The following is a 12,591-nucleotide window of genomic DNA, read 5'->3' as shown; positions in this document are numbered from 1 at the left end:
GGCTAGGTCTCCGAGCTTACTTAGAGTAAAGTTCTACAACTAAATTCACGTTATAAAGAGATGATACGTCATTTAGCGTAGGCACTGTCGCAAAGGTGCCTTTGCAAGCACTAGAATCAACAGTTAACCAATCACAAGGAGCACGTTGTTCAGACAATGCGATAGCCGCCTGAATACGCCCTTGCGTTTTTGCCTTCTGACGAATGGCAATTACATCACCAGGGTTAACCAAGTAAGAAGGTATATTTACCACTTTCTCATTAACCAAAATTGCTTTATGCGCGACTAATTGTCTCGCTTCAGCACGCGTACTTGCAAACCCCATGCGATAAACAACATTATCGAGGCGTCTTTCAAGTAATACCACCAAATTCTCACCGGTGGAACCTTTCTGACCGGCTGCTTTTTTGTAGTAATTGCGGAATTGCTTTTCCAAAACACCGTAAAAGCGTCTGATTTTTTGCTTTTCACGTAATTGTATACCGTAATCGCTTAAACGTGGACGTTTATCAGCGTGTTGACCAGGTTGCTTTTCTGATTTGCACTTAGCTTTGAAATCACGAACACCGCTTTTCAAAAATAAATCAGTCCCTTCTCTACGGGACAACCTGCATTTTGGACCAAGGTATCTAGCCATTAAAAACTCCTGAATCTTATACGCGACGTTTCTTAGGTGGCTTACATCCGTTATGAGGTATGCCAGTCACATCTGTTATCTCTACTATTTTAAAATCCTGGGATATCAACTCACGAATAGTTGATTCGCGACCAGGGCCAGGACCATGTACAAATACAGCCACAGACTTCATGCCATATTCTTTTGCTACCTGTGAAGCTCTCTCAGTAGCAATTTGAGCAGCATAAGGAGTACTTTTCCTGGATCCACGGAAACCTGAACCACCAGCAGTTGCCCAGCATAAAGCATTACCTTGACGATCTGTGAAAGTCACAATGGTATTGTTAAAAGAAGCATGGACGTGGACTATACCATCATTTACGACGCGTTTTACCTTCTTTCTTACTTTTTGTTGCTTTGCCTTAGTTATAGCCATCTTTATTTCCTACATATAAATTAGTTACTGCTACCTTTACGTCGGCCTTTTCGAGTACGCGCATTTGTTTTAGTGCGTTGACCACGCAGTGGCAAACCACGACGGTGTCTAAGTCCACGGTAACAACCCAGATCCATAAGTCGTTTTATGTTCATCGTAACAACACGACGCAGGTCACCTTCAACCGTCATTTTTGCAATTTCAGTACGTAAAGCTTCTAATTTTTCTTCACTTAACTGAGATACTTTTGTTGACGGTTCAATGCCAACTGCTTTACATAAATTCATTGATGTAGTTTTGCCAATTCCGTAAATCGACGTAAGCGCAATCACGATGTGTTTGTGATCGGGTATGTTTACACCTGCAATACGAGCCATTAATCTCTCCGAACGTTATTTTTTGCTCTGTCAGGAAGGGACAGAAGAATACTATTATAATGAACCAAAATCAAGCAAGGATTTTAACCTTGCTTTTGCTTATGCCTTGCATCTTTACATATAACGCGGATGGTACCTTCACGCTTAATGATTTTGCAGTTGCGGCAGAGGCGCTTTACTGATGCTCTAACTTTCATTAATAACTCCGATAATAATCATAAAAGACCGGGCAACTTGGTCCCTTTAAAATTGGCTTTCTTCATCAAAGAATCATATTGTTGTGTCATAAGATGGGCTTGCACTTGAGCAACAAAATCCATAATTACAACAACAATAATCAACAGTGAGGTTCCACCAAAATAAAAAGGCACATGCCAGGTATACATTAAAATTTGTGGCAATAAGCAAACCAGTACCAAGTACAGTGCGCCAACCAAAGTTAAACGCGTCATTACTGAATCAATATATCTGGTTGTTTGTTCCCCTGGACGAATTCCAGGGATGTAAGCACCAGATTTCTTCAAATTGTCAGCTGTATCCTTGGGATTGAATACTAATGCAGCATAAAAGAAAGCAAAGAACAAAATTGCTGCAGCATAAACAATCAAATATAACGGTTGGCCAGGTGAAAGTGCCATACCTATATCTGCCAGCCAATCCATTCCCTTCCCCTTTGCAAAAAACTGCGCAAGTGTAGCAGGTAAAAGAATGATACTGGACGCAAATATGGGAGGAATAACCCCTGACATATTAATTTTCAATGGTAAATGGCTTGTTTGAGCAGCATAAACCTTACGTCCATGAGTTCTTTGTGCATAATTAACCCGAATGCGACGTTGCGCTCTTTCCACAAAAACAACAAACCCAGTTACCGCAACCACAATAACTGCAACCAAGATTAAAGTAAGTGCTTGCATTTGCCCTTCTTTAACTTGTTGTAATACCGAAGCAATCGCGTTCGGCATGCTTGAAACAATACCGGAAAAAATAATCAGTGATATTCCATTACCAACACCTTTTTCAGTGATTTGCTCTCCTAACCACATCAAAAACATTGTGCCTGTTACTAAAGTAACGACTGCGGTAAAATAGAAGAGTAAATCAGGCTGTAACGCTATTTGCTGACCGGCTAACCATCTAGCCATACCCAACGACTGAAACACGGCTAGAATCAAAGTCAGGTAACGTGTGTACTGATTAATCTTTCTCTTGCCTGACTCGCCTTCCTTCTTCAATTGCTCCAGCTTAGGTGAAACCACTGAAAACAGCTGAATTATAATTGAGGCAGAGATATAAGGCATTATACCAATAGCAAATACAGTTACCCGGGATAATGCACCACCGGAAAACATGTTGAACAAACCAAATATCGTATTTTGCTGTTCCCCAAAGAAATTAGCTAATTTCTGAGGGTCTAGTCCAGGGACAGGGATATGAGCACCGAGTCTGTAGACCAAGATAGCAATTACAACAAACAGCAATCGTGACTTAAGTTCTGCCAATCCACCACGGGATTGGCTAGCAGTTTGCCTTTGGTTATTCATAATTACTCTTCAATGCTGCCACCCGCCTGCTCTATTGCTGCACGTGCACCTTTGGTAACGCGCAAGCCTTTAAGCTTCAGGGGGATGTTCACTTCACCAGAAAGAATAACTTTCACCTCTCGAATTGCTTTGTTAACCAAACCGGCTGATTTCAAGGCTTCCAAATCAATAAGCTCTGCACTTACAGCAGCCAACTCGGTCAAAGTTACCTGGTCAATCGTTCTACCAACACGGGATTTGAATCCCATTTTAGGTAAACGACGTTGAATAGGCATTTGTCCGCCTTCAAAGTTGATTTTGTGGAAACCACCCGCTCTGGCTTTTTGTCCTTTGTGACCCTTACCACTTGTTTTACCCAAGCCAGAACCTATACCACGACCAAGGCGTTTTTTACTTGGTTTTGAACCAGGATCTGGAGATAGTGTATTTAAATTCATTACGCACACTCCTCGACTTGTACCAGGTAATAAATTGAATTAATCAAACCACGGATACAGGGATTATCACTTTGAATTACTGAACTATTCAACTTACCTAAACCCAGTTGCTTCGCAATTTGAACATGCTTTGGCTTTCGACCAATAGTACTTTTTACCAAAGTAATTTTTAATTTTTTACTCATGCTTGTTCCGCCATTATTTCTGCTACTGTTTTTCCGCGTTTAGCAGCAACATAATCAGGTGTTCCAATATTAGTAAGAGCGCCAATGGTAGCCCGAACAATGTTACTTGGATTGGTTGAACCTATACTTTTTGCCAGAATATTTTGTACACCAAGTACTTCCAATACTGCACGCATTGCCCCACCAGCAATAATCCCGGTACCTTCACTGGCTGGCTTCATGAATACTTTAGAAGCACCATAGTTCCAAGTAATTTCGTGATGGATAGTTTTGCCAGCCAAAGGAATATAAGTCATATTTTTTCTAGCTTGCTCCATCGCTTTTTGGATTGCGATAGGTACTTCTCTAGCCTTACCACGGCCAAAGCCTACTTTGCCTTTTCCATCACCAATAACTACCAATACTGCAAAGCCAAAAACACGACCACCTTTAACTACTTTGGCTGTACGTGTTACAGATACTAATTTTTCTTGGTATCCATCGGTTTTTTGTGATTCATCAAGTGCCATAACTGTTCCTTAAAAATTCAACCCAGCTTCACGCGCACCTTCAGCCAGAGCTTTCACTCGGCCATGATATTTATAACCTGCACGGTCAAATGAAACATCAATTATTTTCTTGGCTTTTGCGCGTTGGCCAAGCAACTTACCAACTTGTTGAGCTCGCTCAACTTTTGTGCCTTTAAGAGCGGCCTTCAACTCTTTGTCAACTGTGGATGAAGAAACAAGAACAACATCACCATTCTCACCACGTGTAACAATTTGTGAGTAGATATGAGCACCGCTTCTATACACCACCAATCGAGGTCTGCTTGAATGGCGAAGGATTGCTTTTGCTTTTAAACCACGTCGAGTACGGGCTTTCTGTTTATTCATGATTTATACCTTATTTCTTCTTGGCTTCTTTACGAACAATAACTTCGCCAGCGTACTTGACTCCCTTACCTTTGTAGGGCTCAGGCGGCCTGAAAGCACGAATTTCAGAAGCAACTTGACCTAACAATTGCTTATCAATACCGCGAATGATAATCGTAGTATTGTTTGGTGTTTCTACTGCCACTCCCTGTGGTAACTCATATTCAACTGGGTGAGAAAACCCTAACGAGAGAGTTAAAGCTTTGCTGCTCGCTTGTGCACGATAGCCTACACCAACCAGTTCCAAGGTCAGATCGTAACCTTTAGTAACACCATCAACCATATTTTTAACTAACGCACGCACTGTTCCAGCGTGAGCCCACGCATTAGGATCATTTGAAGCAGGTTTAAACAATATTTTATTATTGTCTTCTTTACACTTACTAACATCTACATGCTTATTATAGTGTTGAACCAGCGAACCCTTCGGACCTTTCACTGTTAAAGTGTCTTTCCCTACTGTGAGTTCAACGTTAGCAGGTAATTGAATGGGGGCTTTTGCGACTCTAGACATATTATTACTCCCAAGTATTAAGCCACTTCACAAAGAACTTCACCACCAACACCTTTCTTTTTAGCTGTAACATGAGTCATTACACCATGAGAGGTGGAAAGAATTGCTACACCAAAACCTGGGATTGAAGGTAACTCTTTAGAAGATTTATACACTCTTAAACCGGGGCGGCTAATACGCAAAATACGCTCAATTACTGGCCTACCGTGATAGTACTTTAATTGCAACGTGATTGATTTAAGATTGTTTTCAAGAGGTTGTACACTATAGTCTAATATATAACCTTCTTCTTTTAACACCCTAGCTATTTCTTCTTTCAATTTAGATGAATTCAGGGTAACGCTCTGATGTTTAGCTTGTTGACCATTACGAATTCTAGTCAACATGTCAGCTACAGGATCATGCATACTCACAGTTGTTCTCCATAGAATAAAATTTACCAGCTGGACTTGCGACCACCAGTGACATTACCTGCCATCAGTTGTTGTCTTAAGCAAATCCTGCAAAGTCCAAACTTGCGATAAACGGCATGTGGACGACCACATTGCTGGCAACGCGTACTATGTCGCACAGGATTGGAATTTAAAGGAAGCTTTGCAAGTTTGGCTTGCGCTTCCATAATTTCATCAAAATCCTGAGACGATTTAATTAAAATCTTTAACTCAGTTCTTTTCTCTCTGTGTTTCGCGACAAGTTTTGCTTTTTTCTTTTCGCGTTCAAGCATTGATCTTTTAGCCACGGTATTACCCTTTTTAGTGTTTATCTCTGTCTTTCAAAGGCAGGTTGAATGCTTCCAACAAAGCCTTTGCTTCTTCATTTGTTTTTGCACTCGTAGTGATGCAGATATCCATACCACGAATAGTATCTATCTTATCGAAATCAATTTCAGGAAATACGATTTGTTCATGGATACCCATGCTGTAGTTTCCAGTACCATCAAAAGATTTTGGATTCAAACCACGGAAATCTCTTACCCGCGGCAATGTGATTGTAATTAATCTATCCAAAAACTCATACATGCGACTACGGCGTAAAGTCACTTTACAACCAATAGGCCACTCTTCACGGATCTTAAACCCTGCGATAGATTTTTTCGCTTTCGTAACAACAGGTTTTTGTCCAGATATCAAAGTCATGTCTTCAACAGCATGATTCATAACTTTCTTATCGCCTACCGCTTCGCCAACACCCATATTCAGGGTAATTTTAACAATCTTCGGCACTTCCATAACACTTTTATAGCCGAACTTCTTCATCATCATTTCGACTATTTCTTTTTCATACAAATCTTTCAATCTAGCCATTTTTGTCACCTAATTAGACAGCGTCAATAACTTCATTGTTAGATTTAAAATATCTAACTTTTTTCTTGTTACCGTCTTTTTCAAGAAATTTGAAGCCGACTTTATCCGCTTTCTTTGATACCGGATTGTAAATAGCAACATTGGAAACATCTAAGGGTGCTTCTCGAGTAATTATTCCGCCACGTTGCTCCAATTGTGGATTTGGCTTGACATGCTTCTTAATAAGGTTAGCACCTTCAACAACAACGCCGTCAGCTATCACACGCGTCACCTTGCCAATATGACCTTTACTCTTACCTGCGATGACAATAACAGTGTCACCTGATTTTATGCGCTTCATAAACTAATCCTTCTCACAATACTTCAGCCGCTAGAGAAATGATTTTCATAAACCGCTCTCTAAGCTCACGAGTTACAGGACCAAATATACGTGTACCTATAGGCTCATTTTGGTTATTCAAAAGCACTGCTGCATTACCATCAAAACGTATAAGTGAACCATCATCACGACGCACACCCTGGCTAGTTCTAACAACAACAGCCTTCATTACCGCGCCCTTTTTTACCTTGCTACGTGGAATTGCATCTTTAATGCTTACTTTAATGACATCACCAACACGGGCATAACGTCTGTGTGATCCGCCAAGCACTTTGATACACATCACTTTGCGTGCGCCGCTGTTATCTGCGACATCGAGCACTGTCTGCATTTGTATCATTCTATTCTCCAGCTCAAATCCAACCAGAAAAAGGCTGCTGATTATATCAGCCCTCTTGGTATTTTAAAAGTAAATCATGAAGATCAGGAAATTACTTCAACAAGTACCCAACTTTTCATCTTAGAGAGTGGTCGAGATTCACGTATTCTTACAGTATTTCCAATTTTACCAATCTGGCCTTCATCATGTGCATGGAGCTTTGTTCTACGCTTCATGATTTTACCGTATTTAGGATGTTTAACAGTACGCTCAACCATTACAACAATGGTTTTTTGCATCTTGTCACTAACAACCTTTCCTACAATTGTTCTGCCACTTGTTTCACTATTAGTCGACATGACTCTTTCCCGCCTTTTCAGTCATAATTGTTTTAACTCTAGCAACAGCTTTTCGGACCTTCGTGATATGATGAGTCTTATCTAGAGAGCCGCTAGCTTTTTTCATGCGTAAATTAAACTGCTCTTTACGTAATGAGAGGAGCTCGGCTTGCAATTCGTCAGGGGTTAAATTTCTTAACTCTTTAATATCTTTCATTACATCACCTTGCGCTCTTCAAATATAACTTTGAAAGGTAGTTTTGCCTTAGCAAGATCAAACGCTTCCATTGCTAATTCTTTGCTTACACCTTCCATTTCAAACAGCACTTTACCAGGCTGGATTTGTGCCACCCAATATTCAACGCTACCTTTACCCTTACCTTGCCGAACTTCAAGAGGCTTTTGGGTAATTGGCTTATCAGGAAATACTCTGATCCAGATCTTTCCGCCACGCTTGATGTGCCTTGTCATTGCCCGTCGAGCGGCCTCGATTTGACGTGCTGTCAAACGACCTCTCTCCAGCGCTTTAAGACCAAACTCACCAAAGCTGACTGTGCTACCTCTTTGGGCCAAACCTCTGTTTCGCCCTTTCATTTGTTTACGATATTTCGTACGTTTTGGCTGTAACATGATTGTTATTCCTCACTCACTTACCGCTTTCAGCATTACGCTTCTTCTGTGGAAGGATTTCTCCTTTGAAGATCCAGACCTTTACGCCTATGATTCCATAGGTTGTCTTTGCTTCAGCAGTACCATAATCAACATCAGCACGGAATGTATGTAGAGGAACTCGTCCTTCGCGGTACCATTCGCTACGTGCAATCTCAGCGCCACCAAGTCGTCCACTAACACAAATCTTGATTCCTTTGGCACCAGCTTTCATTGCGGAAGTCACAGCTCGCTTCATCGCGCGTCTAAACATGACCCGCTGTTCTAATTGCTGGGCAATTCCTTCAGCAACAAGAGTTGAATCTAACTCTGGCTTACGTACTTCCTCTATATTCAGATGGACTGGAACGCCAAGCTTTGTAGCAATTTTAGCTCTCAAAGCTTCGATCCCACCACCTTTCTTACCGATAATAACGCCTGGTCGGGCAGTATGAATTGTAACAACTGCATTATTCGCCGGACGCTCAATACGGATACTACTTACCGCAGCCGCCATAAGTTCTTTCTTCAGGTCTTTTCGGAGATTGATATCTTGATTCAGCAGTTGTGCATAGTTTTTACTTGCAAACCATTTGGAATTCCAATCTCGAATTATACCTAAGCGTATGCCTATAGGGTTTACTTTCTGTCCCATTGCTATTCCTCGTCAGACACTTTAATTGTGATGTGGCAGGTTCGTTTGCAAATACGATTAGCACGACCTTTAGCTCGAGGACTAATTCTCTTTAAAGTTGCTGCCTCATCTACAAAAACCACACCTACTTTTAATTCGTCAATATCTGCGCCGTTGTTGTTTTCTGCATTAGCAATAGCAGACTCCAACAATTTCAACATCAATTGTGCACCTTTTTTAGGGGTAAATTTCAGGACATCAATTGCGCGAGAAACGTCCATCTTACGAATCATATCTGCAATCAATCTGCCTTTTTGGGCAGAAAGCGGTGCATTTCTTAACTTTGCTGTTACTTCCATCATTGCCTCTTACTTACCTTTGGCTTTTCTGTCACCAGAATGGCCTTTGAATGTACGAGTCATGGCAAACTCACCTAATTTATGGCCTACCATGTTATCAGTAATATATACCGGCACATGATCTTTACCATTGTGTACTGCAATTGTGAGATCAATCATCTCAGGTACAATTGTTGAGCGTCTGGACCAAGTTTTAATTGGTTTTTTGGACTTCGATTCGATCGCCGCTTCAACTTTACTCATCAAGTGATGATCGATAAAAGGACCCTTTCTAATAGAACGTGCCACCTTGATATCCTCTTAGCTAATTATTTCTTCTTACGTCTTCTGACGATAAAACGGTCAGTACGCTTATTACTTCTAGTTTTGTACCCTTTTGTTGGTACACCCCATGGTGTGACTGGATGACGACCACCTGAAGTACGTCCCTCACCACCACCATGTGGATGGTCGACAGGGTTCATTGCTACACCACGCACAGTTGGCCGAATTCCACGCCAGCGTTTCGCACCTGCTTTACCAAGCGCACGCAAGCTATGCTCACTATTGCTAACTTCACCAATAACAGCACGGCAAGTAGCTAATACTTTACGCATTTCACCAGATCGCAGTTTCAGTGTGGCATAAGCACCCTCTTTAGCAACGATTTGCCCACTGCAACCAGCACTTCGTAACATCTGCGCACCTTTGCCAGGCTTGAGCTCTACGCAGTGAATTGTTGTACCAACAGGAATATTTCTCAACGGCAAACAGTTGCCATTGCTAATTGGTGAATCTTCACCACTGATAATCGTATCATCAGCTTTCAAACTTGAAGGTGCAATAATGTATCGTCGTTCACCATCTTTGTAAACGACTAAAGCGATAAGTGCAGAACGATTGGGATCGTATTCAATTCGCTCAACTTTAGCTTCTATACCGTCTTTATTTCTTTTGAAGTCAATCAAACGATACTTAGCACGAACACCGCCACCAATGTGACGTACTGTTATTCGCCCCTGGTTATTACGTCCACCTGTCTTATTTAATTTTTCAACCAAGGCAGCGTGTGGCTGTCCTTTGTGAATATTCTGATGGACAACTCGAATTTCACCACGCTTACCGGGTGATGTGGGTTTAGATTTTAATAATGCCATCTTAATCTGCCTTATTCTGTCACGCTAAAGTCGATGTCATAATTATCGTGTAAAGAAACAAACGCCTTTTTCCAATCGCTACGCTTACCATTCAATTGTTTAAAACGTTTTGTTTTACCCTTTACATTGATAGTTGACACATTCTTGACCTTGACATTAAACATGTGCTCAACAGCTTGCTTAATTTCTTGCTTCGTAGCTGTCTTTAACACTTTAAAAGTGAATTGCTTAAACTTGTCAGCCATCACTGTCGTTTTTTCAGAGGTATGCGGTTCTCGAAGAATCATTAACAAACGTTCAGCATTCATTGTAACTGCTCCTCTAAACTTTTAATGGCATCTTGAGTCATTAACACTTTTTCAAAGCGCAACAGACTGACAGGATCTAAAGAACTCACATCACAAATGTCATATTGAATCAAATTACGAGAAGCCAAGTATTCATTCTCACCGACTTCATTCATAACGATCAACGCATTTGGCAACTCTAATTCATTCATTTTGCTAATAAAATCTTTGGTTTTATGTGATTGACATTGAAAATCACTGACAACCACCAGATTTCCAGCACGATGAAGCTCGGAGATTATACTACGCAATGCGCGTTTGTACATTTTTTTATTAAGTTTTTGGCTATAATCTCTCTTTTTAGAAGCAAAGGTTACCCCGCCAGAGCGCCAGATCGGACTACGAATAGTTCCTGCCCGTGCTCTACCAGTGCCCTTTTGGCGCCAAGGTTTCTTGCCACCACCACTCACTTCGGAGCGTGTCTTTTGCGCACTGTTACCACTACGAGCATTATTCATGAACGTAACAACAGCTTGGTGTATTAGACCTTCGTTGTAGTTGTATCCAAATACCTCTTCATTAACCTTTAATTGGCTGTTGGTATCTTTTGTTTTCAGTTCCATTATTTGCCCCTTACATTCTTCTTAACAGCGGGCCTTACCTCAACTCTTGCACCCGGACAGCCTGGTATAGCGCCTTTGATTAAAAGTAAATTACGCTCTTGATCAACGCGAACCACTTCAAGGCTTTGCGTTGTACATCTTGCATTACCCATATGGCCAGCCATTTTCTTGCCTTTAAATACACGGCCTGGAGTTTGGTTTTGACCAATAGATCCAACTACACGGTGCGATCTTGAGTTACCATGCGTTGCATCCTGAGTACGAAAGTTGTAGCGCTTGACAGTACCAGCAAAGCCCTTCCCTTTAGAAAGAGCTGATACATCAACCAGTTGCCCTGCATTGAAAATCTCGTCTACTGATATCACTTGACCCGCAGTAAAAGTATCAATTGCATCTACACGAAATTCACAAAGCATATCGCCAGCATCAATTCCAGCCTTGGCAAAATGACCTGTTAAAGGCTTATTTACATGACTTGCCTTTTTCACGCCACCTGCTATCTGAACAGCTGTATAACCATCTTTCTCGATAGTTTTAATCTGTGACACACGGTTAGGTACAACCTCAACAACAGAAACAGGAATTGAAACGCCTTCCTCTGTGAAGACCCGTGTCATACCGATTTTACGGCCTAATAACCCAATCGTCATTCTAACACCTCATTAATAACCTTGCCTGTTAGGACTATTCGTCATCAAGGCTAATCTGCACATCAACCCCTGCAGCCAAATCCAACTTCATCAATGCATCAACTGTTTTTTCAGTGGGATGTACGATGACAACCAGGCGTTTATGAGTGCGTAGTTCATATTGATCGCGCGCGTCTTTATTAACGTGCGGAGAGATCAATACAGTAAATTTCTCTTTCTTAATCGGCAGAGGTATAGGGCCACGTATTTGTGCCCCTGTACGTTTCGCTGTCTCGACAATTTCGCGAGTTGATAAATCAATCAGCCGATGATCAAAAGATTTTAGACGTATTTTAATATTTTGATTGTTACTCATTATTATTACTCAATGATTTTTGCGACTACACCGGCACCAACTGTGCGGCCACCTTCACGAATTGCGAAACGCAATCCTTCGTCCATAGCAATTGGCGAATGCAGGTTAACAATCATTTGTACGTTGTCACCTGGCATTACCATTTCTATACCTGCTGGTAAATCGCAAGAACCGGTCACGTCTGTCGTTCTGAAATAGAACTGCGGACGGTAGCCGTTGAAGAATGGTGTATGACGACCACCTTCATCTTTTGATAACACATAGACTTCTGCTTCAAATTTTGTATGAGGCTTGATTGTTCCTGGCTTCGCCAATACTTGACCACGCTCAACTTCATCACGCTTCGTTCCGCGTAATAGCACACCAACGTTATCCCCAGCGCGCCCTTCGTCAAGAAGTTTGCGGAACATCTCAACGCCTGTGCAGGTCGTCTTCTGGGTATCACGTATTCCTACAATCTCAACTTCTTCACCAACTTTAACGATACCACTCTCGATACGGCCTGTTACTACTGTTCCGCGTCCAGAGATTGAGAA

27 protein-coding genes are annotated in these 12,591 nt (G+C 41.5%); all 27 read right to left on the bottom strand.

The window, feature by feature from the left end; genetic code table 11:
* Positions 1-16: 16 nt before the first annotated feature.
* Complete coding sequence (gene rpsD / locus ACN4Z1_RS08945; protein WP_115220245.1) at positions 17-637, bottom strand: 30S ribosomal protein S4; 621 nt, start codon at positions 635-637, stop codon at positions 17-19.
* Positions 638-653: 16 nt separating this feature from the next.
* Complete coding sequence (rpsK, locus tag ACN4Z1_RS08940) at positions 654-1,052, bottom strand: 30S ribosomal protein S11 (protein ID WP_019217901.1); 399 nt, start codon at positions 1,050-1,052, stop codon at positions 654-656.
* 20 nt (positions 1,053-1,072) lie between these two features.
* Complete coding sequence (gene rpsM / locus ACN4Z1_RS08935; RefSeq protein WP_115174374.1) at positions 1,073-1,429, bottom strand: 30S ribosomal protein S13; 357 nt, start codon at positions 1,427-1,429, stop codon at positions 1,073-1,075.
* Between the two features lie 83 nt (positions 1,430-1,512).
* Complete coding sequence (gene rpmJ / locus ACN4Z1_RS08930) at positions 1,513-1,626, bottom strand: 50S ribosomal protein L36 (protein ID WP_082646647.1); 114 nt, start codon at positions 1,624-1,626, stop codon at positions 1,513-1,515.
* 18 nt (positions 1,627-1,644) lie between these two features.
* Positions 1,645-2,973, bottom strand: coding sequence for a preprotein translocase subunit SecY (gene secY, locus ACN4Z1_RS08925; RefSeq protein ID WP_115220244.1), 1,329 nt, complete (start codon positions 2,971-2,973; stop codon positions 1,645-1,647).
* A 2-nt stretch (positions 2,974-2,975) separates the two neighbouring features.
* Positions 2,976-3,410 carry a 50S ribosomal protein L15 gene (rplO, locus tag ACN4Z1_RS08920; RefSeq protein ID WP_058447256.1) on the bottom strand — a complete coding sequence of 145 codons (435 nt, stop codon included), beginning with the start codon at positions 3,408-3,410 and terminating at the stop codon, positions 2,976-2,978.
* On the bottom strand, positions 3,410-3,595 hold the full coding sequence (gene rpmD / locus ACN4Z1_RS08915; RefSeq protein WP_115220243.1) for a 50S ribosomal protein L30: 186 nt from the start codon (positions 3,593-3,595) through the stop codon (positions 3,410-3,412). Before rpmD ends, rplO begins: the two co-directional genes overlap by 1 nt.
* Positions 3,592-4,104, bottom strand: coding sequence for a 30S ribosomal protein S5 (gene rpsE / locus ACN4Z1_RS08910; protein ID WP_058447252.1), 513 nt, complete (start codon positions 4,102-4,104; stop codon positions 3,592-3,594). The genes rpmD and rpsE overlap by 4 nt, the downstream gene beginning before the upstream one ends.
* A gap of 9 nt (positions 4,105-4,113) precedes the next feature.
* On the bottom strand, positions 4,114-4,470 hold the full coding sequence (rplR, locus tag ACN4Z1_RS08905) for a 50S ribosomal protein L18 (RefSeq protein ID WP_115220242.1): 357 nt from the start codon (positions 4,468-4,470) through the stop codon (positions 4,114-4,116).
* A 10-nt stretch (positions 4,471-4,480) separates the two neighbouring features.
* Complete coding sequence (gene rplF, locus ACN4Z1_RS08900; RefSeq protein ID WP_115220241.1) at positions 4,481-5,023, bottom strand: 50S ribosomal protein L6; 543 nt, start codon at positions 5,021-5,023, stop codon at positions 4,481-4,483.
* Between the two features lie 17 nt (positions 5,024-5,040).
* Complete coding sequence (gene rpsH, locus ACN4Z1_RS08895) at positions 5,041-5,436, bottom strand: 30S ribosomal protein S8 (RefSeq protein ID WP_115220240.1); 396 nt, start codon at positions 5,434-5,436, stop codon at positions 5,041-5,043.
* Positions 5,437-5,459: 23 nt separating this feature from the next.
* On the bottom strand, positions 5,460-5,762 hold the full coding sequence (rpsN, locus tag ACN4Z1_RS08890; protein WP_115220239.1) for a 30S ribosomal protein S14: 303 nt from the start codon (positions 5,760-5,762) through the stop codon (positions 5,460-5,462).
* Positions 5,763-5,775: 13 nt separating this feature from the next.
* On the bottom strand, positions 5,776-6,327 hold the full coding sequence (gene rplE / locus ACN4Z1_RS08885; RefSeq protein WP_115220238.1) for a 50S ribosomal protein L5: 552 nt from the start codon (positions 6,325-6,327) through the stop codon (positions 5,776-5,778).
* 13 nt (positions 6,328-6,340) lie between these two features.
* The gene (gene rplX, locus ACN4Z1_RS08880; protein ID WP_115220237.1) at positions 6,341-6,667 is read right to left on the bottom strand and encodes a 50S ribosomal protein L24; all 327 of its coding nucleotides are present in this window, start codon (positions 6,665-6,667) and stop codon (positions 6,341-6,343) included.
* A gap of 13 nt (positions 6,668-6,680) precedes the next feature.
* On the bottom strand, positions 6,681-7,046 hold the full coding sequence (gene rplN / locus ACN4Z1_RS08875; protein ID WP_028388517.1) for a 50S ribosomal protein L14: 366 nt from the start codon (positions 7,044-7,046) through the stop codon (positions 6,681-6,683).
* An 83-nt stretch (positions 7,047-7,129) separates the two neighbouring features.
* Positions 7,130-7,384, bottom strand: coding sequence for a 30S ribosomal protein S17 (rpsQ, locus tag ACN4Z1_RS08870; protein ID WP_019217914.1), 255 nt, complete (start codon positions 7,382-7,384; stop codon positions 7,130-7,132).
* Positions 7,374-7,580 (bottom strand): 50S ribosomal protein L29, encoded by a 207-nt coding sequence (gene rpmC, locus ACN4Z1_RS08865; RefSeq protein ID WP_115220236.1) that lies wholly within the window; start codon positions 7,578-7,580, stop codon positions 7,374-7,376. Before rpmC ends, rpsQ begins: the two co-directional genes overlap by 11 nt.
* Entirely contained in the window at positions 7,580-7,993 is a 414-nt protein-coding gene (gene rplP, locus ACN4Z1_RS08860) for a 50S ribosomal protein L16 (RefSeq protein ID WP_019217916.1), read from the bottom strand. Before rplP ends, rpmC begins: the two co-directional genes overlap by 1 nt.
* A 16-nt stretch (positions 7,994-8,009) precedes the next feature.
* Positions 8,010-8,666, bottom strand: a complete 657-nt coding sequence (gene rpsC / locus ACN4Z1_RS08855; RefSeq protein WP_058447236.1) for a 30S ribosomal protein S3 — start codon at positions 8,664-8,666, stop codon at positions 8,010-8,012.
* A 2-nt stretch (positions 8,667-8,668) separates the two neighbouring features.
* Positions 8,669-9,004 (bottom strand): 50S ribosomal protein L22, encoded by a 336-nt coding sequence (gene rplV / locus ACN4Z1_RS08850; RefSeq protein WP_058447234.1) that lies wholly within the window; start codon positions 9,002-9,004, stop codon positions 8,669-8,671.
* Between the two features lie 9 nt (positions 9,005-9,013).
* Complete coding sequence (rpsS, locus tag ACN4Z1_RS08845) at positions 9,014-9,292, bottom strand: 30S ribosomal protein S19 (RefSeq protein ID WP_058447232.1); 279 nt, start codon at positions 9,290-9,292, stop codon at positions 9,014-9,016.
* Between the two features lie 20 nt (positions 9,293-9,312).
* Positions 9,313-10,140, bottom strand: coding sequence for a 50S ribosomal protein L2 (gene rplB, locus ACN4Z1_RS08840; RefSeq protein WP_228363744.1), 828 nt, complete (start codon positions 10,138-10,140; stop codon positions 9,313-9,315).
* 11 nt (positions 10,141-10,151) lie between these two features.
* Positions 10,152-10,448 (bottom strand): 50S ribosomal protein L23, encoded by a 297-nt coding sequence (rplW, locus tag ACN4Z1_RS08835; protein ID WP_115220234.1) that lies wholly within the window; start codon positions 10,446-10,448, stop codon positions 10,152-10,154.
* On the bottom strand, positions 10,445-11,050 hold the full coding sequence (gene rplD, locus ACN4Z1_RS08830; protein WP_115220233.1) for a 50S ribosomal protein L4: 606 nt from the start codon (positions 11,048-11,050) through the stop codon (positions 10,445-10,447). Before rplD ends, rplW begins: the two co-directional genes overlap by 4 nt.
* Positions 11,050-11,700, bottom strand: coding sequence for a 50S ribosomal protein L3 (gene rplC / locus ACN4Z1_RS08825; protein ID WP_228363743.1), 651 nt, complete (start codon positions 11,698-11,700; stop codon positions 11,050-11,052). The genes rplD and rplC overlap by 1 nt, the downstream gene beginning before the upstream one ends.
* 34 nt (positions 11,701-11,734) lie before the next feature.
* Positions 11,735-12,055 carry a 30S ribosomal protein S10 gene (gene rpsJ / locus ACN4Z1_RS08820; RefSeq protein WP_058447223.1) on the bottom strand — a complete coding sequence of 107 codons (321 nt, stop codon included), beginning with the start codon at positions 12,053-12,055 and terminating at the stop codon, positions 11,735-11,737.
* Positions 12,056-12,060: 5 nt separating this feature from the next.
* The coding region (locus tag ACN4Z1_RS08815; RefSeq protein ID WP_419423044.1) for an EF-Tu/IF-2/RF-3 family GTPase at positions 12,061-12,591 on the bottom strand (531 nt) is incomplete at its 5' end.

This window comes from Legionella sp. ST3F1 (genome assembly GCF_048553315.1).
In the GTDB taxonomy this organism is placed as follows: Bacteria; Pseudomonadota; Gammaproteobacteria; order Legionellales; family Legionellaceae; genus Tatlockia; species Tatlockia donaldsonii.
This window is presented reverse-complemented; position numbering and strand designations above follow the sequence as displayed.